The sequence below is a fragment of the Thermostichus sp. MS-CIW-23 genome (genome assembly GCF_054059455.1).
This window is the reverse complement of the sequence record NZ_JBSSCC010000016.1, coordinates 1-19,476: the sequence shown is the minus strand read 5'-3', so window position 1 is coordinate 19,476 and position 19,476 is coordinate 1. Positions and strand designations below refer to the sequence as shown.

22 protein-coding genes, 1 tRNA gene and 1 pseudogene are annotated in these 19,476 nt (G+C 58.3%); 14 read left to right on the top strand and 10 right to left on the bottom strand.

The window, feature by feature from the left end:
* Positions 1-111: 111 nt before the first annotated feature.
* On the bottom strand, positions 112-1,014 hold the full coding sequence (locus ACVW0B_RS07445) for a PLP-dependent cysteine synthase family protein (RefSeq protein WP_011433884.1): 903 nt from the start codon (positions 1,012-1,014) through the stop codon (positions 112-114).
* 215 nt (positions 1,015-1,229) lie between these two features.
* Between ACVW0B_RS07445 and ACVW0B_RS07440 the strand changes: the two genes are divergently transcribed.
* From ACVW0B_RS07440 to ACVW0B_RS07430, 3 genes are read left to right on the top strand one after another with little or no spacing between them, the layout of a single operon-like run.
* Positions 1,230-2,363, top strand: a complete 1,134-nt coding sequence (locus ACVW0B_RS07440) for a cob(I)yrinic acid a,c-diamide adenosyltransferase (protein WP_011433885.1) — start codon at positions 1,230-1,232, stop codon at positions 2,361-2,363.
* The gene (locus tag ACVW0B_RS07435) at positions 2,363-3,112 is read left to right on the top strand and encodes a lysophospholipid acyltransferase family protein (protein WP_457491336.1); all 750 of its coding nucleotides are present in this window, start codon (positions 2,363-2,365) and stop codon (positions 3,110-3,112) included. The genes ACVW0B_RS07440 and ACVW0B_RS07435 overlap by 1 nt, the downstream gene beginning before the upstream one ends.
* On the top strand, positions 3,109-3,924 hold the full coding sequence (locus ACVW0B_RS07430) for an alpha/beta fold hydrolase (protein ID WP_457491335.1): 816 nt from the start codon (positions 3,109-3,111) through the stop codon (positions 3,922-3,924). The genes ACVW0B_RS07435 and ACVW0B_RS07430 overlap by 4 nt, the downstream gene beginning before the upstream one ends.
* On the opposite strand, the gene ACVW0B_RS07425 is transcribed toward ACVW0B_RS07430, so the two are convergent.
* The gene (locus ACVW0B_RS07425; protein ID WP_457491334.1) at positions 3,902-4,627 is read right to left on the bottom strand and encodes an HAD-IA family hydrolase; all 726 of its coding nucleotides are present in this window, start codon (positions 4,625-4,627) and stop codon (positions 3,902-3,904) included. The genes ACVW0B_RS07430 and ACVW0B_RS07425 overlap by 23 nt on opposite strands.
* Entirely contained in the window at positions 4,624-5,607 is a 984-nt protein-coding gene (locus tag ACVW0B_RS07420) for a PhoH family protein (RefSeq protein ID WP_011433889.1), read from the bottom strand. The genes ACVW0B_RS07425 and ACVW0B_RS07420 overlap by 4 nt, the downstream gene beginning before the upstream one ends.
* 836 nt (positions 5,608-6,443) lie before the next feature.
* On the opposite strand from ACVW0B_RS07420, the gene ACVW0B_RS07415 reads away from it, so the two are divergent.
* From ACVW0B_RS07415 to ACVW0B_RS07405, 3 genes and pseudogenes are all read left to right on the top strand, one after another.
* Positions 6,444-6,992, top strand: coding sequence for a hypothetical protein (locus ACVW0B_RS07415; protein ID WP_011433891.1), 549 nt, complete (start codon positions 6,444-6,446; stop codon positions 6,990-6,992).
* 155 nt (positions 6,993-7,147) lie between these two features.
* Positions 7,148-7,238 (top strand) — tRNA-Ser (locus tag ACVW0B_RS07410).
* A gap of 227 nt (positions 7,239-7,465) precedes the next feature.
* Positions 7,466-7,649 (top strand): annotated as a pseudogene (locus ACVW0B_RS07405) (hypothetical protein); the annotation flags it as partial.
* 91 nt (positions 7,650-7,740) lie between these two features.
* Here the strand turns inward: ACVW0B_RS07405 and ACVW0B_RS07400 are convergent.
* From ACVW0B_RS07400 to ACVW0B_RS07390, 3 genes are all read right to left on the bottom strand, one after another.
* Positions 7,741-8,052, bottom strand: coding sequence for a hypothetical protein (locus tag ACVW0B_RS07400; protein ID WP_414399467.1), 312 nt, complete (start codon positions 8,050-8,052; stop codon positions 7,741-7,743).
* A 182-nt stretch (positions 8,053-8,234) separates the two neighbouring features.
* Positions 8,235-8,522: a hypothetical protein gene (locus tag ACVW0B_RS07395; RefSeq protein ID WP_011433893.1), complete on the bottom strand. Its 288-nt coding sequence runs from the start codon at positions 8,520-8,522 to the stop codon at positions 8,235-8,237.
* Positions 8,523-8,633: 111 nt separating this feature from the next.
* On the bottom strand, positions 8,634-8,954 hold the full coding sequence (locus ACVW0B_RS07390; RefSeq protein ID WP_457491333.1) for a hypothetical protein: 321 nt from the start codon (positions 8,952-8,954) through the stop codon (positions 8,634-8,636).
* A 110-nt stretch (positions 8,955-9,064) separates the two neighbouring features.
* Between ACVW0B_RS07390 and ACVW0B_RS07385 the strand changes: the two genes are divergently transcribed.
* Positions 9,065-10,195, top strand: a complete 1,131-nt coding sequence (locus tag ACVW0B_RS07385; protein ID WP_011433895.1) for a geranylgeranyl reductase family protein — start codon at positions 9,065-9,067, stop codon at positions 10,193-10,195.
* Here ACVW0B_RS07385 and ACVW0B_RS07380 read toward each other — a convergent pair.
* From ACVW0B_RS07380 to ACVW0B_RS07370, 3 genes are all read right to left on the bottom strand, one after another.
* Entirely contained in the window at positions 10,172-10,684 is a 513-nt protein-coding gene (locus ACVW0B_RS07380) for an ATP-binding protein (RefSeq protein ID WP_414421911.1), read from the bottom strand. The genes ACVW0B_RS07385 and ACVW0B_RS07380 overlap by 24 nt on opposite strands.
* Positions 10,685-10,803: 119 nt before the next feature.
* Positions 10,804-11,631, bottom strand: coding sequence for an OmpA family protein (locus tag ACVW0B_RS07375; RefSeq protein WP_457491332.1), 828 nt, complete (start codon positions 11,629-11,631; stop codon positions 10,804-10,806).
* A 151-nt stretch (positions 11,632-11,782) separates the two neighbouring features.
* Entirely contained in the window at positions 11,783-12,442 is a 660-nt protein-coding gene (locus ACVW0B_RS07370) for an XRE family transcriptional regulator (protein WP_457491331.1), read from the bottom strand.
* Positions 12,443-12,845: 403 nt separating this feature from the next.
* Here ACVW0B_RS07370 and ACVW0B_RS07365 point away from each other — a divergent pair, with 403 nt between their 5' ends.
* The 6 genes from ACVW0B_RS07365 (at position 12,846) to ACVW0B_RS07340 (ending at position 16,353) form a co-directional block, all read left to right on the top strand.
* On the top strand, positions 12,846-13,094 hold the full coding sequence (locus ACVW0B_RS07365) for a hypothetical protein (protein ID WP_011433899.1): 249 nt from the start codon (positions 12,846-12,848) through the stop codon (positions 13,092-13,094).
* Between the two features lie 100 nt (positions 13,095-13,194).
* Positions 13,195-13,557 carry a photosynthetic/respiratory NAD(P)H-quinone oxidoreductase subunit C gene (ndhC, locus tag ACVW0B_RS07360; protein ID WP_457384246.1) on the top strand — a complete coding sequence of 121 codons (363 nt, stop codon included), beginning with the start codon at positions 13,195-13,197 and terminating at the stop codon, positions 13,555-13,557.
* Positions 13,554-14,288 (top strand): NADH dehydrogenase subunit K, encoded by a 735-nt coding sequence (locus ACVW0B_RS07355; RefSeq protein ID WP_457491330.1) that lies wholly within the window; start codon positions 13,554-13,556, stop codon positions 14,286-14,288. Before ndhC ends, ACVW0B_RS07355 begins: the two co-directional genes overlap by 4 nt.
* Before the next feature lies 1 nt (position 14,289).
* On the top strand, positions 14,290-14,841 hold the full coding sequence (locus ACVW0B_RS07350; protein WP_011433902.1) for an NAD(P)H-quinone oxidoreductase subunit J: 552 nt from the start codon (positions 14,290-14,292) through the stop codon (positions 14,839-14,841).
* Positions 14,842-14,888: 47 nt separating this feature from the next.
* On the top strand, positions 14,889-15,062 hold the full coding sequence (locus ACVW0B_RS07345) for a hypothetical protein (RefSeq protein ID WP_414344869.1): 174 nt from the start codon (positions 14,889-14,891) through the stop codon (positions 15,060-15,062).
* A gap of 7 nt (positions 15,063-15,069) precedes the next feature.
* The gene (locus ACVW0B_RS07340; protein WP_457491329.1) at positions 15,070-16,353 is read left to right on the top strand and encodes a class I SAM-dependent methyltransferase; all 1,284 of its coding nucleotides are present in this window, start codon (positions 15,070-15,072) and stop codon (positions 16,351-16,353) included.
* Positions 16,354-16,388: 35 nt separating this feature from the next.
* Here ACVW0B_RS07340 and ACVW0B_RS07335 read toward each other — a convergent pair whose 3' ends face one another.
* Positions 16,389-17,288 carry a hypothetical protein gene (locus ACVW0B_RS07335; RefSeq protein WP_457491328.1) on the bottom strand — a complete coding sequence of 300 codons (900 nt, stop codon included), beginning with the start codon at positions 17,286-17,288 and terminating at the stop codon, positions 16,389-16,391.
* Between the two features lie 575 nt (positions 17,289-17,863).
* On the opposite strand from ACVW0B_RS07335, the gene ACVW0B_RS07330 reads away from it, so the two are divergent.
* Positions 17,864-19,378, top strand: a complete 1,515-nt coding sequence (locus ACVW0B_RS07330; protein WP_457491327.1) for a glycoside hydrolase family 3 protein — start codon at positions 17,864-17,866, stop codon at positions 19,376-19,378.
* Positions 19,379-19,476 lie beyond the last annotated feature (98 nt).

Sequence of the window (19,476 nt, the reverse complement as noted above, 5' to 3'; positions counted from 1 at the left end):
CGCAAAGCGCTCCGCGCCGCCAAAGCGAGAGAGTGCAGGCTTCAAGGACTCCGTCCCGCTGACAGGAAGAGTGGCCCGCGCCCTGTCCGCAGGACGAGCGCCGGGAGGATGTCACTCCTCTGTCCAGAAACGCTCGGAAAGATATTTGTCAGCCCCGTCGCAAAAGATGGTCACCACCACTCCAGAGGAGAGCTGACGGGCCACCTCTAGGGCTGCCACCACATTGGCGCCGGCAGAGATGCCCACCAGCAGGCCTTCTTCCAACGCCAAGCGCTTGACCATTTTCTGGGCTGCTTCTGTGGAGATCTCAATGTGCTGGTCAGGCAGGGTGGGATCGTAAATCTCGGGTTTTAGAGCTGTGGCCATGTGCTTGAGCCCTTCCAGGCCATGGAAGGGAGAGTCGGGCTGCATGGCAATGATTTGGATATCCGGGCGATACTCTCGCAGGCGCCGCCCCACCCCCATACAGGTGCCGCTGGTGCCTAGCCCGGTAACAAAATGGGTGACCTGCCCCTGGGTTTGCTCCCAAATCTCCACCCCAGTGGTTTCGTAGTGGGCTTGCCAGTTGGCGGGGTTGCTGTACTGGTCAGGGTAGAAATAAAGCTCGGGGTTTTCCGCATAGAGGGCGCGGGCTTTCTCGATGGCCCCATCGGATCCCAGAGCGGGATCCGTCAGAACCAAGTCCACGCCATAGGCAGCCAGGATCTTCTTGCGCTCCGGGCTGGCGTTGGCGGGAAGGGCCAGCTTGACTTTGTAGCCCAAGGCCGCCCCGATCCAGGCATAGGCGATGCCGGTGTTACCGCTGGTGGCATCGAGGATGATCTTGCCGGGGGTAAGCTTGCCCTGGCGTTCGCCAGCGCGAATCATGTTGAGGGCCGGGCGATCCTTGACTGAACCCCCAGGGTTGTACCACTCTGCCTTGCCATATACCCGTACCGATTCCGGCAAATCGGCAGCAACCCGCCGCAGACGGATCAGCGGCGTCCCCCCCACCAGCTCAATAGGGCTATCCACAGCAGGGAGTAACGGGCGAGAAGAAAATGCAGTCGGATACAAGGGGGATCCCTCGCTAGACAGGCATCGGCTGGACAACCATTGCTCATCTTACCCCGGTCTTTCCGGCCTCTTGGGAGCTTTTTAGGTTTCTCTTTCCTGCCCAAGCTCTGGCTAGGCTCTAAGATGGGGGTAGAAGAGCGGGATCTTCCCACAGCGGGGTGACGCGGAGGGGCATGGCAGAAATCGGGATTGTGACTGCCCAGCAGTTCGACCGGCGACGGGGCCAGATCCATGTCTACGACGGCGAGGGCAAAGGCAAGTCTCAGGCGGCCCTGGGGGTTGTGCTGCGTTCGATCGGCTTGGGGATCGAAAAGGCGGCCCCCAGCCGGGTGTTGCTGGTGCGGTTTCTCAAGGGGCCAGGCCGAACCTATGCTGAGGATGCGGCCATTGCGGCTCTGCAGCGAGGCTTCCCCCATCTCATCGATCAATTGCGCACCGGGCGGGGAGAGTTTTTCGGCCCAGACGAGATCACCAAGTTTGACCGTCAGGAGGCCCGCCGCGGTTGGGATGTGGCCAAAGGGGCTTTGGCGTCGGGGTTTTACTCGGTGGTGGTGCTGGATGAGCTCAACCCGGTGCTGGATCTGGGCCTGTTGCCTGTGGAGGAGGTGGTCAGTACCCTCAAGCAAAAGCCGGAGGCCATGGAGGTGATCATCACCGGGCGCGGCGCTCCCAAGGAAATTATCGACCTGGCGGATTTGCACTCGGAAATGCGCAGTGTCCGGCGGGCGACGGATCCCCAAAACGGCCAACCCCCTTGCAGCGGCATCGAGATCTACACCGGCAACGGCAAGGGAAAATCCACCAGCGCTCTGGGTCGGGCTCTGCAAGCCATTGGACGCGGCATCAGTAAGGATCTCTCCCATCGTGTACTGATCATGCAATGGCTGAAGGGGGGAACGGGCTACACCGAGGATGCAGCCATTCGGGCCCTGCGGGAAAGCTACCCCGATTTGGTGGATCACCAGCGTTGCGGTCGGGACGCCATTGTCTGGCGGGGCAAACAACAGGAAATCGACTATGTAGAAGCGGAGCGGGGCTGGGAGTTGGCACGGGCAGCCATCGCTTCTGGCCTGTACAAAACCATCATCTTGGATGAGTTGAACCCGACGGTGGATCTGGAGCTGCTGGACGTGGAGCCGATTGTCCAGGCTTTGCTGCGCAAGCCGCGGGACACGGAGATCATCATCACGGGGCGGTGCCATGCCCCCTTACCTTACTTTGAGCTGGCCTCTGTCCACTCGGAAATGGTGAGCCACAAGCACTATGCCGAGCAGGGGGCCGATCTGCGGCGCGGGGTGGACTACTGATGGGATCCTTCGCAGCGTTCTCAGCCAATTCTGCTCTCTCTTGGCCACCGGATCCCAGGATGCTGGCCCAGTTGTTGCTTACCCTTTTCCAGACGGAAGTGTGGGTGGAGGGCAAGGAGCACGTTCCCGCCGGCCCGCTGGTGGTGGTGAGCAATCACCGCAGTTTTCTGGATGCACCGGTGCTGATCGCGGGGTTGGGCCGACCGATTCGCTTTGCCTGCCATTACTACCTGGCTCAGGTGCCGCTGCTGCGGGAGATCGCCTTGGCTTTGGACTGCATTCCCCTCAAGCAGGGATCCCGACAGCAAATCCATTTTTTTCGCCAGGCGCAGGCCAGTTTGGCAGCGGGGGTGGGTGTGGGGATCTTCCCAGAAGGGGCGGAGCAGATCACCCGTGAGACCTCGCCTGGGGAGGTGGGGCGGTTTCAGCCAGGTTTTGCCCACCTGGCGCTGGCGGCAGCGGTGGATCCCTTGCCGATTCTGCCGGTGGCGGTGTGGGCGCAGGAAGAATGGCGGGGAGTAGATATTCCTATGGCTTTTTTCCGCTGGTTTGACCCCACTGAACCCCGATTTCAACAGGAAGGGGGACATCCGGTGGTGTTGTATCGGCGGGTGGTGCTCAGGGTGGGATCCCCCCTTTGGGTGGGCAGGAAGCAGCGCCAGGGATCCCGACGCGAGCGAATGCAGGTCATTCAAGAGCTAACTGCAGCGGCCCGAGAACAGGTGCGATTGGGATTGGCAGAGAGATGAGAAAGTTGAGTGGCGAGCCGGTAGCATCTGCCTCTAGCTTGGTCAGCCCGGCAACGGGAGCGGTCGGTCAGGAGCGGCCCCTGCTGCTGTATTTGCCCGGTATGGATGGCACAGGTACGTTGTTTTACCGGCAGGCGCAGGCTCTGCAGCGGGAGTTTCGCATTCGCCCCCTGAGTTTGAACCACCCGGAAGCGGGGGATAGCTGGGAAACCCTGGCCGATTGGGTGGGATCCCAGCTAGAAGCGGGGGCGTACTTGTGTGGAGAATCCTTTGGGGCCTGCCTGGCCTTGTTGGTGGCCGCCCAATGGCCGGAACGGTGCCGCGGCCTCATTTTGGTCAATCCAGCCTCGTCGCTGCAACGTAGGCCCTGGTGGTGGGCAGGGCATGTTCTCCTGCCTTTTTTGCCACCGGGGCTCTATCACCAGTTGTCGGAGCGGGGGTTGGGGGTTTTGGCGGAGCTCAGCCAAATGGAGCCGCCGGATCGGGAGCGGCTGCGCCAGGCGGTTCACAGTGTTGAGCCCACAGTAGCTGCTCGGCGCTTGGCTTTGCTGGGATCCTTTGCTGTGGAGAAGCTGCCCCTGGAGTCGATGACCCTGCCAACTTTGCTGGTGGCGGGGGGGCGGGATCGCCTGTTGCCCTCGGTGCAGGAGGTGGGCTGGCTGGCGGAACGGCTGCCCCAGGCGCAGGTAGAAATCTCGCCCCAGAGCGGCCATGCTTGTCTGCTGGAGCGGCGGATGAACCTGCGGCGTTACCTGCTCAAGCCGGATGGCCTTTTTGCCCCTCTGCTGCTCAATTCTGCTTCGGCCCATTGAGCATGGACAGGGATCCCCACAGATCTTCTATCCGCTCTGGGCAGGAGCTCTCCTTCCCCTCTCGATCCAGCCAAAGGGCTCGCAAGCCTGCTGCTTTTGCCCCCTGATAATCGTCGCGGCGGCTGTCGCCAATGTGGCCAGCAGCTTCGGGGGGGATCCCGTGGGCTGCCAGGGCAGCTTGGAAGATGCGAGGATCGGGCTTGGCATAGCCCACTTGGGTGGAGAGGGTGAGGGTGGAAAAGTAGGGATCCAACTGCAACTGCTGCAGCACCCTGGGCAAGCGGCTGTCGAAGTTGGAGATCACCCCCAGCCGGATCCCTTCCTGCTGCAGGGCCCGCAAAGCCGGCAGCGTCTCGGGATACAGCTCCCAGGGATCCGCCCCGGCAAAGTGCTCAAACAATTGGGCGAAAAAGTCTTCAAACCGGTGCTCTCCGAAGGCAGCCAGGGATCCCACCCGGGCAAAAGTCTCCCGCACCACCTGGCGCCACCAGGTCCGCTCCCACTCCCGCAAAGGGGATCCCGTCAATCCTGGGCAGGCCGGGGCTGGAGCCTGGGCAAAAACTCGGCCAAAAGCGCGATCCAAGGCCTGGGGATCCACCCTCACCCCGTACTCCGCTGCCACCTGGCTGTAAACCTGGCCCACGCTGCCCCGCACCCGAAACAAAGTGCCCACAGCGTCGAAAAAGAGCACCCTCAGCTTCACGACTGCCCCTCGTAGCGGGCGTAGGCATCGACAATCCGCTGCACCAGAGGGTGGCGCACCACATCCCGCTGGTCGAAGTAGCAAAAGGCAACCCCCTCTACCCCTGTCAGAATACGCTCTGCCGCTGCCAGGCCGGACATGCGATGTTTGCCCAGATCCGTTTGGGTGAGATCCCCGGTAACCACCATACGCGACCGGAATCCCAGCCGCGTGAGGGCCATCTTCATCTGCTCGGGGGTGGTGTTCTGGGCTTCGTCCAAAATGATGAAGGCATTGCTCAAAGTACGGCCTCGCATATAGGCCAGCGGCGCCACCTCGATCACCCCCTGCTCCATCAACTGCGGCAGCTTGGCCGGGTCGATAAACTCGAACAGGGCATCGTAAAGGGGCCGCAGATAGGGATCCACCTTTTCCACCAGATCCCCCGGCAAAAACCCCAGTTTTTCTCCCGCCTCCACAGCCGGGCGAGTCAAGATCAAACGCTCGTACTCCCGGTTTTGTAGGGCAGCAATGGCCACAACGGCAGCCAGATAGGTTTTTCCTGTGCCCGCCGGTCCAATGCCAAAGCAGAGGTCGTGGGTGCGAATGGCTCGCACGTACTCCTGTTGGCGGGGCGTTTTCGGTCGGATAAGCTCCCCTTTGCGGGTGCGGGCCAAAATCCCTGCTTGTGCTTGCTGGTAGGCGGCAACCTCTTGTCCGGAGAGGGCGCGAAAAGCTTGCTCTGCATCGATCACAGTGACGGGGTGCCCAGTTTGCCAAAGCGGCCTCAGCAATTCTAGCCATTGCCGCACCTGCTGCCGCTGTTGGGGAGTGCCTTTCAGGTACAGGTCTTGTCCGCGCAGCGTTACAGAAGCACCGCTGGAGCGACTGATCCACCTCAGGTTGGCCTCCTGAGTGCCCGCCAAAGACATGGCCTGTTGAGGATTGGACAGAGAGATGACTTCGAAATCAGAAGAGAGGGAAGTAGGGTTGTCGTGCATGCCGTGGGCGCCGGGCACCCTGGGAGACCTGTAGGGGTGATCTTACCAAAAACGCTTGTCAGGGCGCTCTGGGCTGTGGAAAGCCGCTGCAGAGCCCAGGGGTCGAGCGCAAGAGTGCTTAACAGGCGATTACACCATTAATGTGTTCCAAAATACAAGCTTCTGGAAGATCTGCAGCAAACCTGGATTTGGGTTCTGGCCTTCATTCGCAGCCGAGTCACAGGGAATTAACAACTCCCTAAGGTTTCCTAAAAAAGTATTGCAAAGGGCTATCTTTTCGGGAATAGCTTTTATTCATCAAGTAACGTTGATCTATCTGCTAAAGGAGCTTGAACTCCCAGTCTCTCGTCGGTCGGGCAAGAGCTTGAGGTTTTCAGCTCCGTTGGGCATCGTGCATCTGACATTCTCTACTCAGCAGGGGAGATGTGGATAGGTTGGTCTCTTACAACCCTTCCCTAGACACATTTTTGGGATCCCTGTGACTCCTCAATTTCTGAGCAAGAGGCTCATCCCTTCTGGAGTCACTTTGAAAAATCAGATGGAAAAAGGAGCATGACTCTAGTCAATAATAAGCTCAACTATACTGAAAATAATGTATAATATGTTCAGTACGGATTACTACCAGTTGATCTTTCTGTTTACTTTCGAGTCTGCCAACATGGTAGCCAAAGCAAAGCAGAAAATTGGTAGTAAGACGACACGGAAACTGCGCTTTGGGTATTCTACTCAAAGCTTTGCGGGATACCGCCATTCTGTTTGGAAACAAACAGAATGCTATCGCTGCATAGTTGAACAGTGATGTTCAGCAGTGTTCAGCGTAAATGTATCAGAGATAGATGTTTACCCAATCTGCGTCTGATACTCTGGGGTTGGCACAACTGGATTTGGCGCAAATTCCGCGGCAGATCACCTGCGATGGCAGTGACTTGGATTGGAGCCAGGCCCTGGCCATCGAAGGGATCCAACCTGAAGAAGAAGCTTTACAGGCTTGGATGGCTTTCCGTGACCTGCGGGTGAACCAAGAGGCGGGCAACATTTTACGCTGGCAAGGGCGTCCGTTGCGGGCCAGCCGTATCCGCTTTTTCCCCAGGAATGTGGCTTGGCGCTATGGCTTCTCGTTTTCCACCAGCATCCGCTCGCCCCTTGGCAAAGGGATCCCGACCCCTGAGGAGTGGCGCTACCCGGGCCTCTGCCGCTACGGGATTGTGCTGTTTCAACCCAACGCCCAACTGGTGGCCCATCAGGTTTTCGAGTCCTCGCCAGAGCAGCCCCAGGAGGTGGATCTGGATCCCAACCTGGATATTGCCTTCAACATCAATGACGCCAAGGGCAGCTACGGCGACAATAGCGGCAGCTTCGATATTTACCTGCAGGTGGTGAGCTAGACTCACCCAACCCCAGGAGGGATCCCGGCTGATCGCGATAGCGGGACGGAGTCTTTGCAGGGCGGGTCAGGGGGCAGTTGCCGGGTGGGATCCCATCCCCTACAATGAGTGAACTGGTGGCTGGATCCCAGCTTGCCATTGCCCTTCCTGGCCCTGGAGAGGTGGCTGAGTGGTCGAAAGCGGCTTCCTGCTAAGAAGTTACGGGGCCCAAAAGCTCCGTCGAGGGTTCGAATCCCTCCCTCTCCGTCCATATTTGCTGACCAAGGTTGTTGACGTCCTCTGCGCGCCGTTAGCTTACTTCCCCATAGCGGTAGGGCGGGGCTTTTCTCAGTAGCTCGGGCGTCTCAGACTAACCTGAAACGACCATAGAGGCCAACTCCGCTACCAGTCATGGGTCGTGGAAGCAGGAAGAAATCAGAGCATGACTCTAGTCAATAATAAGCTCAACTATACTGAAAATAATGTATAATATGTTCAGTACGGATTACTACCAGTTGATCTTTCTGTTTACTTTCGAGTCTGCCAACATGGTAGCCAAAGCAAAGCAGAAAATTGGTAGTAAGACGACACGGAAACTGCGCTTTGGGTATTCTACTCAAAGCTTTGCGGGATACCGCCATTCTGTTTGGAAACAAACAGAATGCTATCGCTGCATAGTTGAACAGTGATGTTCAGCAGTGTTCAGCGTAAATGTATCAGACGTCACCTCCTATTGGGGTTTCGTAAGTTTTTCAGAGGGGTGTAGTCCTCAATCCAAATAGGCGCTCAACTCCTGCTCCAATGTAGGCAGTTGCACCTCTCCCTGCTCCAGCTCTTCCAAATCTTCCAGTTGCTTGCGCAGGCGGGCAATCCGCTCTTGCAGGCACTCTTTGATGCCTTTGGCCCCCAAACTGAGACAACTGCGGCAGACTTCCCCGTAGATTTGCCCGCGGTCGTTGTAGACCACCGCCAGCAACACTTGGTGCCCTTTTTTCTGGATGGGGTTGGCCCATCCCCCGCAGATAATGCAGGGCACTCGGCCATTGCCCGCGTAAATGCTGCGTTCCCAAACAATTCTCACGCTCAGCCTCAATGCAACTTGTTGCCCACCAGCATAAAAACCCAGGGGGATCCCTTGCCACCCCAAGATGCCGCGTTCCTTCCCTTCCCATTGCGGTGAAACGGCTTGCTGGTTAAATGCCTGCCCCCCTCTCCCCCTGGGAGAGGGGCTTGGGGGTGGAGGCCAAAAAGGGATCCCAGTGGCTAGGTGCTGGGCCGGGCAGATTGAGAGCGGTCGATGGTGCGATAGGTGAGGCTGGCAGCCACCTCTAGAGCTTTGGCGGCGTCGCGGAAATAAAACCCCAACTCCTCATCCTTCTCCGTGCGGTTGGGCTTATTGAACTTGGCCTTGAACTGCACGTTGCAATACATGGCCAACCCCACCAGAACCTCTGACAGTCCGTGCTGGTTGATCAGCCGCTCCACGTCCGTAAGCAGGCTTTTGATCAAGGCATCGGCTACTGGTTCTGGCAAACTGTCCAGGTCGTGCATGGGGGCTCCTCAATCAACGAGAGCAAACAAGCCAACGGGTCTGGGATCCCGAAGGCAACCTCTCCTGATTTTCCTGCATCTTTTCCAGAATGCCCAATCCCCTTGCCAACGCTACCACCACTGCCGCAGCCAGCCCCACAGGCCCGGATACCGAATGGAGCGCTCCTGGGCCGCTTGCTCCAGATGATGGGCGTGGTCTTGGATGCCGGGATGCCGCAGACGATTTAGGCGAATCAAATAGGCGTAGCGGCGGATCTGTTCTCGCAACTGCTCTGGGGGAAGGGCAAAGCACGCTGGGCAAAGGGGGCCGAGATCCAACCCCTTATCGTTGAATAGGTGACGAACTCGCTTCCCGCCCGCAAAACGCTTTCCGCAGGCGGCACAGTAGCAAGTTGAGGGCTGGTTGGCAAGGCGCTGCCAGCGAATTCGCATGGTCTTCCCGACAAAAAGGCAAGCAACGTGCAGGCAATTCGCTGTAGCCATAATAGGCTAGAAGCTGGTGAGCAGAACCCAGGATGGGGGGGCCTGGAGTATCGAAAACCATGCCGCAACTCTACGACTGTGTCATCGTCGGCGCCGGCCCTGCTGGAGGATCTGCCGCCTACCATCTGGCCAAGCGGGGACGCTCGGTGCTGGTTCTGGAAAAGGATCCCTTGCCCCGCTACAAACCCTGTGGGGGCGGCGTTTCTCCTATGGTGGCGGCTTGGTTTGACTTCGACTTTGGCCCCGCCATTTCCCTCAAGATCCGGCAAATCCGCTACACCTGGCGCGGCGGCGATCCGGTGGTGGTCGATTTGGATTTGAAAGAGCCCGTTTGGATGGTGCGGCGGGATGTTTTCGACCACTACCTGATTCAGCAAGCGCAAAAGCAAGGGGCAGCGCTCCAGGCAGAATGCCCTGTCTCTGGCCTCGAGTGGCAAAGCGACCGCTGGCAAGTGATGACAACCGCCGGCCCGGTCTGGGGTCGGTACGTGATCGGGGCCGATGGGGCAAAAGGCTCAATGGCCAAGTGGCTGGGCTTTCAGGAACGCCGCCGTCGCTTGGCTGCCGCCTTGGAAGCAGAAGTGCCTCTCCTGCAGCCGCAAACTGCAGCCGCCCATTTTGACTTCGGCGCCGTCAGCAATGGCTACATTTGGAACTTCCCCAAGGCTGATGGCTACTCGATTGGAGCCGGCACCTTTCGGGGTGGAGAAAAACAAAACCTGCGGGAAATTGCCGCCCAATATGCCCAAAGCTTTGGCGTAGACTTGAAGTCGGTCAAGCCGTTTGGCCATCCCATCTGCCTCTGGGACGAAGATCAACCGCTTCACACCCAAAATGCCCTCTTGGTGGGAGATGCCGCCTGCGTTATCGATCCGTTTACGGCTGAAGGGATCCGCCCTTCCCTTCTCACCGGCATGTTGGCGGCCCAGGCCATCGATCAAGCTCTAGGCGGGGATACAGAAGCTCTGGCGAACTACTCTGCCCGCGTGCAGCAGGAATGGGGCTCAGAAATGCGCTGGGCTAAGCGGATTGCGGCGTTGTTCTATCGCTTTCCGGGCGTGGGCTACAGGGTGGGCGTCAAACGACCGGGAGCCACTCGGCGCATGGGCCAGATCTTGGCCGGTGAACTGCGCTACAGCGATGTGGCCAGCTCAGCTATTCGCAAGTTAAGCGGTGGTCTGCTCGCCTAAGCCCGGCACCGACAGACGCGGGCGAGATCCAGGATCGTCGAAGCGCTTGCCGATCACCAGGCAGTTGCGACCATCCGCTTGGCGGCTGTAGCTGAGGTGAGTAGAGAGAGCTTTCATCAGCAAAATACCCCGTCCCCCCTCGGACTCAAGATTGGCGTTGGGCGATGTGGGATCCGACAAGTTCCGAGCAAATCCCTCCAGATCAAACTCCTGCCCCTGATCCCAGATGCGCAACTCCAGCCCTTGCGGCATCAGCAGCAGCTCAATGTCGATGGGCGTACTTTCCGGCAGAGCGCGGTGGGCGTGGCGAACGGCGTTGGTAAACCCCTCTACCAAAGCCAACTGACATTCCGCCCAAATGGGATCCGGGATGCCCGCATTTCGGAAAGACTCAAACCAGGTCAAAACCTGGTCAAGCGCGTCCAGGGTTGTGTCAACCCTCAGCGCAAACGTTTGCCTCTTGTCCAGAGGGATCCCTGCCGCGTTCAAAACCGAACCCCAACGATGAGGATTGAACTCAAGCCCATCAATCCTGGCCGGATTGACCCTACTAGATTCTAGACCAGAGCCCTGCTAGAACGTGTCATCCCCCACTTTGGGGGGTGCAGCTAGGGAGCGATGACCAAATCCACACGGCGGTTCCGCTGCCGTCCGGCTTCTGTGTCGTTATCGGCAACGGGCAAGGTGGGACCAAAGCCAGAGGTTGTCCAACTGATGGGATGGCCTTCCGGCAGCAGCTTCGTCAAATAGTCCTTAACCGCATTGGCGCGGCGCAGGGAAAGAGCCAAGTTGTAGTTTAAGGGCCCGATGTTATCGGTGTGGCCATTCACTTGAACGCGGGCGCCGGGCATAGCTTCCAAGGACTTGGCCACCTGGGCCAACAGCGAGGCTGCTTCAGGTCGAATCTCGGCTTTGTCAAAATCGAACAGCAAATCGCCCGGCAGGCTGATGGTTTGGGTTCCCACCTGAAAGGAGGTTGGCGTTGTGGTCGGAGCCGGGGTGGGCGCAGAGGCGCTTTCTGCCCCTGGAGCGATCTCAGCAGCAGTGGAAGATTCCCTGATAGGCTCAGGGCCTGTTTGAGAACGCAGCCGTTGCAGCCGCGACTCCAATTCCTCAATTCTGATCAAGAGCTGGATCACCTGCTGGCGGATCTCCCGAATCTCTGCCTCCAGATCCGTGGGGCTCTCATGATTTTCCTCTGGATCTGCATCTGCTGTTGGGCTGGCCACCGGAGGATTGGCCTGGGGCGGGGCCAAGGTGGGCAGGATCGGTGGTGTGGGAGAAGCGGGTTGAGTGGGAGAGATGTTGGTCTCCGGCTGGGGCTGAGGTTGGGCCTGCTGGGGAAGCACCATCCCGACCCAGATTCCGCTGCTGACCAAGAGGATCCCGCTTAGGGAATGGAGAGCGACTGTTAGGAGCTGGGACGAACGAGCCATTGCAGGCAAACCCCCGGCTGGATGGGCGCAGGCAAGGAGCAGGAACTCCTCTCAACTCAACCCTCAAGACCCATCCTAACCGGCGACCCGATCTCGCCAAGGGGATTCTCGGTCGGTCAAGCTGCCACTTTCCGCCATCTGCTGCCAGAGGCTAATCAAAACTGATGCGACCTCGATAACGCCCTATGAGGGTTAGGCCGTTGATGGGATCCGCCAAATCCGCCACAAAGGGGGGAAAGCGGGGGTTGTCGCTGATCACCTTCACCTGGGACCCAGGCAGGCGCTGCAGTCGTTTGACCAACAGATCCCCATCCATCTGAAAGACGTAAATGCCTTCACAGCTTAGATCCCCGCCCTCTTGCCGTTCCACAAAGATCCAGTCGCCATCCTCCAACGTGGGAGACATGCTATCCCCCTGCACCCGAATCAGGCTCAGCTCGGCAGGATTTCCCTTCAAGTATGTCCGCAGCCAGTTTCGCTCAAAAGCAACCACCGATTCGATCGATTCTTCCCGCACCAACGCCCCCGCTCCGGCAGAGGCGGCTACATCGACAAAAGGCACATACACATACTCTGCTTTCGCGTCGGGATGCAACTGCGGGGATCCCTCCCCTGTAATCAGCCAATTGAGGTTGACCTGGCCCACTTGGGCAATTTTCACGGCCTTGTCAATGCTGGGCACGGATCCCTTCAGGTAGCTGCGCAAGGCCGTATCGCTAATTCCGGCCCGTCGCCCAAACGCATAGACGGCTTCATCGCCAATCACCCATCGCAAGCGGTCTGCAAAAGAAGAGCCAGAGGAGATGGACATCGGCTTAACGCTACATATTGTGTATAAGCAGATTTTTACCACTATATCTTGACAAGTCAACAACCGGTGCAGCCATTTGGGGAGAATCTTCAACCTGAGCTGACCAAGCGGCAGAAGGGAAATCTCACTTATTGTTAGCAGGCTGGCTGGGGAATCCTACTGGCGCTACCGTGGTTTTGGGTTGTGTTCACAGCGGGTCAGCAGCGGGCCGGCACAGCTTACTCTACCCAAAAAGGTGCACGTGGGATCTTCACCAAGTGCTGGGGTAAGCTACCCTGTCTGTTGAACTTATTCCGGCAGTCTGTCTGGGTGAAAGATGCTGAGATATCGGCATTAGCGGCCCAAAAGGTTCGGTTCCCAGATTGCCTCTGGGTCTACTTCAAGCTGTTCTGCCTCAATCCCTATGGTTTCCTCTGACCTCAAGCGCTGGCTGGATAACTTCCTGATTGCCGTTGTCTTTCTGGTGTTCGCCGGGTTTGTCTGGTTTGTCTTTTCCGTAACCGGGGCTTTTCTTGGGATCCCACTGGGCTACAAACTTTGGATGCGGCTCTGGCTGCCTTTGTTTCAGCCGGCTTTGGGGATCCTGATGGCCGGGGCGGTGGTGAGCGGAGTGTGGGGCTGGCTGGAAAAACGCCGCTCCCAACAATCATGATCATCAATAGAACTGAAGATCCCGTGGCGCAGGGGAGCCCCAGACTGGCTCTATACTGGAAACGTATCTAAATGTTGAGCACCTGAGGCAGTCTGGCGTCGTGTTTGTTCTGTCCGGCTACGAGTATTTGCTGGTTTTCCTGATCCTCTGCTCTCTGCTGCCGATTTTGGCTCTGGGGGCTTCCGCACTCTTAGCGCCAAAGCGGCGGGGATCCCTGCGGCGCAGCACTTACGAGTCGGGCATGGAGCCGTTTGGGCAAGCCTGGATCCAGTTCAACATTCGCTACTACATGTTCGCACTGGTCTTCGTCATTTTCGATGTAGAGACGGTGTTCCTCTATCCCTGGGCAGTGGCGTTTCACCGCTTGGGGCTGTTGGCCTTTGTGGAGGCCCTGATTTTCATCGCCATCCTTGTGGTGGGTCTTGTGTACGCCTGGAGAAAAGGAGCATTGGAATGGTCATGACGTCTGAGAAATCGCAAGTCTTGTTTCCGGGGGCTGCCCCCCAGGTGACTACCGACCTCTCCAACAACGTCGTTCTGACGACGGTGAACGACCTGTACAACTGGGCTAAGATGTCCAGCCTCTGGCCGCTGCTCTACGGCACCGCCTGCTGCTTCATCGAGTTTGCCGCCATGCTGGGATCCCGCTTCGACTTCGACCGCTTTGGCCTGCTGCCTCGTTGTTCGCCGCGCACGGCTGATTTGATCATCACGGCAGGTACGGTCACCATGAAAATGGCGCCGGCGTTGGTCAAGCTCTACCAGCAAATGGCTGAGCCGAAGTACGTGATCGCCATGGGGGCCTGCACCATCAGCGGTGGCATGTTCAGCTCCGATTCCTACACGGCAGTGCGGGGGGTGGACAAGCTGATCCCGGTGGATGTGTACATTCCCGGCTGCCCTCCTCGTCCAGAAGCGATCATGGATGCCATTGTCAAGCTGCGCAAGAAGATCGCCGCCGAGGACATGCGGGAGCGGGGCCGTCTGCAGCAAACCCACCGCTACTACACGGTTAAGCACAACCTCAAGCCTGTGCCGGAGATCATCACCGGCAAGTATCTGGAGAGCGAGACCCGCCAAGCTCCCCCGCCAGAGCTGGCTGCTGCCATCGGCCTGCCGGTGCCCCCGGCCTTGCAAACTGCCGACTTTAAGCAGGCGGAACAGCAGCTCAAAGCCTTGCAGGGAGGAGTGTGAGATGGCAGAGGAAAATGCCCAGGAAAAACAAGCGCCGCCATCCGCAGGCGAGCAGTCGGAACCCTTGGTGACGTTGGAGCGGGGCCCGGTTTCCCAGTTTCTGGCCGACAACGGCTTCGAGCACCAGTATTTGGGGAGAGACGCAGCGGGGGTAGAGCTGTTGGAGGTGGAGCGGGACTTTCTTCTGCCCCTGTGTACCGCCCTCTATGCCTACGGCTTTAACTACCTGGAGTGTCAGTGCGGATATGACCTGGGGGCAGGGCAGCCCCTGGTCAGCCTTTACCACCTGATCAAGCTGTCAGACGGGGCGGATCGCCCTCAGGAGGTGCGGCTCCAGGTGAAGTTGCCTCGCCAGGATCCACGGCTGCCTTCCGTATACTGGATTTGGAAGTCGGCGGATTGGCAGGAACGGGAAACCTACGACATGTACGGCATTGTTTTCGAGGGACACCCGAACCTGAAGCGGATTTTAATGCCGGAAGACTGGATAGGGTGGCCCCTGCGCAAGGACTACATCACGCCTGACTTCTATGAGCTGCAGGATGCCTACTGATTGGGGATCCCTGACCTGGTGAGCAGCGTTGAACAGGATGGGTTGAGATGTGGCCTTTTTTGCTCTTGGCAATCTATGCAGGTGGAGTTTGGTACTCGGCCCGCAAGGCGGATCGCATCTATTCGGGCTCCGGGAAGTGGGTGGTATCGGCCCTTTGGCCTGTGTTGTTGGTCTCGAACCGTCAGTTTCGCCAAAATTGGCGTCGTCCCCTGAACAAGTAAGTTTGAGTTGAGTAAGTCTGGATCCCTGGAATCCTCACCTGTGATCGCTCCTGAGCAACACCTACGCGACCCGAGTCTTTCTCTATCGACACCTCAGGCCACGCAGAAGTTGCGGGAGTTGATTGTCAGCCGCATTCGCGCTCAGGGACCGGTGACCTTTGCCCAGTTTATGGAGTGGGCTCTCTACGAGCCAGGGTTGGGCTATTACGAGCAGGGATCCCCGATTGGCCCCGACTACCTCACCTCTCCCCACCTGGCGGCGGACTTTGCCCAACTGTTGGCGGAGCAAATCCACCAGTTCTGGCACATTTTGGGATCCCCCTCTGCCTTCACGGTCATCGAGATGGGGGCGGGCAGCGGTCGCTTGGCCCAGGATTGGCTGACCTACGTGCGCTCTGCAAGGCCTGCGGCCCGCTTACGCGAACAGCCCTCTTTTTGGCAGGCACTGGACTATGGGATCCTGGAGCGTTCTGCCCACCTGCGGCGGCTCCAACAGGAGCGATTGGCTCCTTTTGGGGAGAAGGTGCGCTGGTTGGATTGGGACGGGATCCCGGATGAGTCGGTCACAGGCTGTTTCTTCTCCAATGAGCTGGTGGATGCTTTTCCGGTGCATCGGGTGCAGGTGCAGGATGGGGCTTTGCGGGAAATCTATGTCGATTGCGGCGAGGCTGCAGAAGCCAACTTCCGGGAAGTGCTGGGGGATCTGTCCACTCCTGAGCTGAGGGAGTATTTTGCCCGCTTGGGGATCCCTGTAGAAACCTATCCGTCGGGCTACCAAACCGAGGTGAACCTAAAAGCCTTGGAGTGGCTGCAGCTGCTGGCCCGTAAGCTGCGGCGAGGCTACGTGCTCACCATCGATTATGGCCACACCGCCCAGAGCTACTACAGCCCCCACCGCGCCCAAGGTACGCTCTTGGCCTACCGACAGCACGGCAGCTACACGGATCCCTATGTTCGGGTGGGATCCCAGGATCTCACCGCTCATGTGGACTTTACCACCCTAGAGCAAGTGGGAGAATCTCTGGGGCTAAAATGTCTGGGGTTCACCCGGCAAAGCAGCTTTTTGGTCAACCTGGGATTGACCGAGCGGCTGGCCGCCCTTAGCCAAATGGGGAACCCGGTTGGCGGCGAAGCTGTGGATGTGGGCCAGGTTTTGCGGCGGCGATCCGCTCTTCACGCGCTGCTGGATCCCATGGGGTTGGGGGGCTTTGGGGTATTGGTGCAGGCCAAGGGCTTGATCCCCTCAGAACACGCTCACCCTCTACGGGGCTTTGGCGAGCCAGAGCTGTGAACCGTTTCGGTGCTATTGGGATGGGATGTCTGCCCCTATCGGCTACCGTTGCCTTCCATCGATGCCAGTTCTGCCATTGCTCTGGCGCTATCTTCCAGGTTGTCGATTCGCTCCTCGAGGGTTGCAAAGACTTCGTCATATTTGTCGGCCCATGCGACGCCGGCGGCAGTTTTGGTCATGCGGGCCGAGCCAAGAGATACGTCTGAAGATCCTTTCGCGGGCATAGGTGACCGTTTAATGGAGTTACTAGAGCCTGTTGACCGACAAGCCTGGGTTAAGCGGGCAGTATCCTGCTTCAGGAGATTCTGTTTTGATTGGAGTTGTTCTACCTTGGCTATGCCCTCTTTGAGGGACTGAATGGGCCTTTTTTTCTTGGCTTGTAAATCTCCAATCGAGGCTTTCAGACTTTGCTCTTCTGCGCGTAACTGAGGAAGTCGTTCTTCTTGAGATTGGATCTGGATCTCTGTTTCAAAATGAAGCTGAGGAGTTTGAGCTTGCGAACGAGCCTCATCATAAGGTTGGGCAGCAGCCACCCCCTTCTGCTGGACTTTTGCCCAATCTTCAAGGGCAGCACGCAGGTTGGCCAGTTCGCTTTGCAGTTGCTGTAGGTCTGAAGGAGTGATTTCGTTTTGCTTCTGTCGATTTTCGAGGTGCTGCAGAAGCTGGATTTTGGCTTTGGCCTCGCTCCCAGATAGAGCAGAAGCCACATAGCCCGTCATCCCCGTAGCCAAACCTGCTGCTCCTGCCTGCCACAGGGATCCTCCCGCCCCAAGGCCGCCAATAGCCACCGTAACTCCGGCCAACGCGGGAAAGGCAGTTATCCAAAGCTGGCGGCAGGAGAAAGGCAACATCATCGACCCCAGGGTGGAAGAGGAGATTGTCTTGAAGATTGTTTTGACCATAGGTAATGTTTGGGTAGGTTTTCTCTCACTCACAACTCCTCTTTTTTTAAGGAGAAAGGGGAGCTAGAACCAACACAAAGAACAAAGAACGCCTTAGAGACAATTTTACTGCACTATTTCACTGCACTTCATCACTGCACTTCAAGATGACTCTGGTGTACTGCTGAGGTTACAGTTCTTTACGCCATCCCTCCAGTATGGCCACAACTACAAGTCAATCGCCACTCTAAACCTGCAAGAGCCACTTCAGCTAGAAATTGCAGGAGCCCCGCACTGTACCCGTAGGGTCGGTGTCGGGAGGAATGCTATAATAATACTGCGGACATCAGAAACGGTTGTTTAAGGCACTGGTAACGGTCGATTGGGGGTGCTGTAAACCACCCCAGAGGCTCGTGGTTGGCTTGCTAACTGCAGGGCTACTAAAAGCCCGCTCCGTACCGCCTAGCGGTTGATGTCGGGTAGTTTACGCTCATCCTGACCGGCTTTCTTGGCAGCGACGCCCAAGGACATCTGCTTTGACATGCTCGATAGGACTCCGTCCCGCTGACGCGAAAGGACCCCGTCCCGCTGCCGCAGTGGATCCCAGGGCTTGGAGCCTTGAGGAGAAAGTGGGGCAGCTGTTTCTGGTTTATTTTGAGGGAGCTGAGTTTTCCTCCGCTCTCGAGGAGATGATCCGGGACTACCACGTGGGCGGGCTGATCTTCTATTCGATTGCCGGCAACATTCAAACGTTGCCTCAGGTGGCCCAGCTCATTGCCGCGGCTCAGGCACAAGCCCTTGTCCCCCTGTGGATAGCCATTGATCAAGAGGGGGGGCCGGTGGTGCGCCTTACCGAGGGGGTGACGGTGTTCCCCAGCGCCATGGCAGTGGCAGCAGCGGGATCCCTGGCAAAGGCGGAAGCTATGGCCCGTGCGGTGGGAACGGAGCTGAAAAGTTTGGGGTTTAACCTCAACTTCGCCCCTGTTGTGGACGTGAACAGCAACCCCCACAACCCCATCATCGGCATCCGAGCCTTTGGGTCAGACCCGAAACAGGTGACAGATTACGGCCTCGCCCTGTGGCGCGGCTATCGGCAAGCCGGGATCCTCTGTACGCCCAAACATTTTCCCGGCCATGGGGACACCGATATGGATTCCCACCTGGGGTTGCCGCGGGTGGATCGCCCTCTGGAGGCGCTACAGACCACGGAATTGCGCCCGTTTCAGGCTTTGATCCGGGCAGGGGCAGAGGCGATGATGACGGCGCATGTGGTGATGCCGGCTCTGGGATCCGTGCAACCGGCAACGCTGGCCCCTGAGGTGGTGTCCGGCTGGCTGCGGCAGAAGCTGGGTTTCCAGGGTCTTGTCCTGACGGATTCCCTGACCATGGGGGCCATTGCCCGCACCTACGGCATTCCCGAAGCGGCAGAACTGGCCTTTAGGGCAGGAGCCGATGTGCTGGTGTTTGGGGCAGATCCCGGCTTTAGCCCGGCCATCCAAAAAGAAGCCTATGCCCATCTGCTGCGGGAGTTCCGTGCCGGTCGTTTGTCGGTTGAGCAGTTGGATCGGTCAGTGGAGCGAATTTTGACCTTGAAGCGGCGCTACGGATTGGGATCCCCCTGCCCCCCTTTCCCCCCTGCCGGCTTGGAAAACCACCGGGCACTGGCCCGCCAAATCGCCCAAGACAGCATCACCCTAGTACGGGGATCCCTACCTCCCTTGGCCCCTGACCCGCTGCTTATCACCCCTGTACCTCTTCTGGGGGATCTTTTCCAAAATGTCTGGCCCGGTGCTCAGGTTCTCAAGATCAGCCCAGAGCCTACCCCTGAGGATTTGCAAACAACCCTGCAAGGGGCGTCAAGAGCTGACCAAGTGCTGGTGGGATCCCTTGATCTGTTTCGTTACCCGCTTCAGAAGGAGTTGCTGGCGGACTTACTGGGATCCCTTCCGCCGGAAAAGGTGATTGGGTTGGCCTTGGGATCCCCCTACGACGCCTTTGCCCTGCCCCAGATCCCGGTCTATTTGGCCTGCTACGGCACTACCCCCGTCTCTCTACAGGCGTTGCTGCAGGTGTTGTTGGGACAGATCCCGGCCCAGGGTCGCTTGCCGGTTGGATCCCACTTGGAGGGATCCTGGTCGCGTTAGCGGAGCTGATACATTTACGCTGAACACTGCTGAACATCACTGTTCAACTATGCAGCGATAGCATTCTGTTTGTTTCCAACCAGAATGGCGGTATCCCG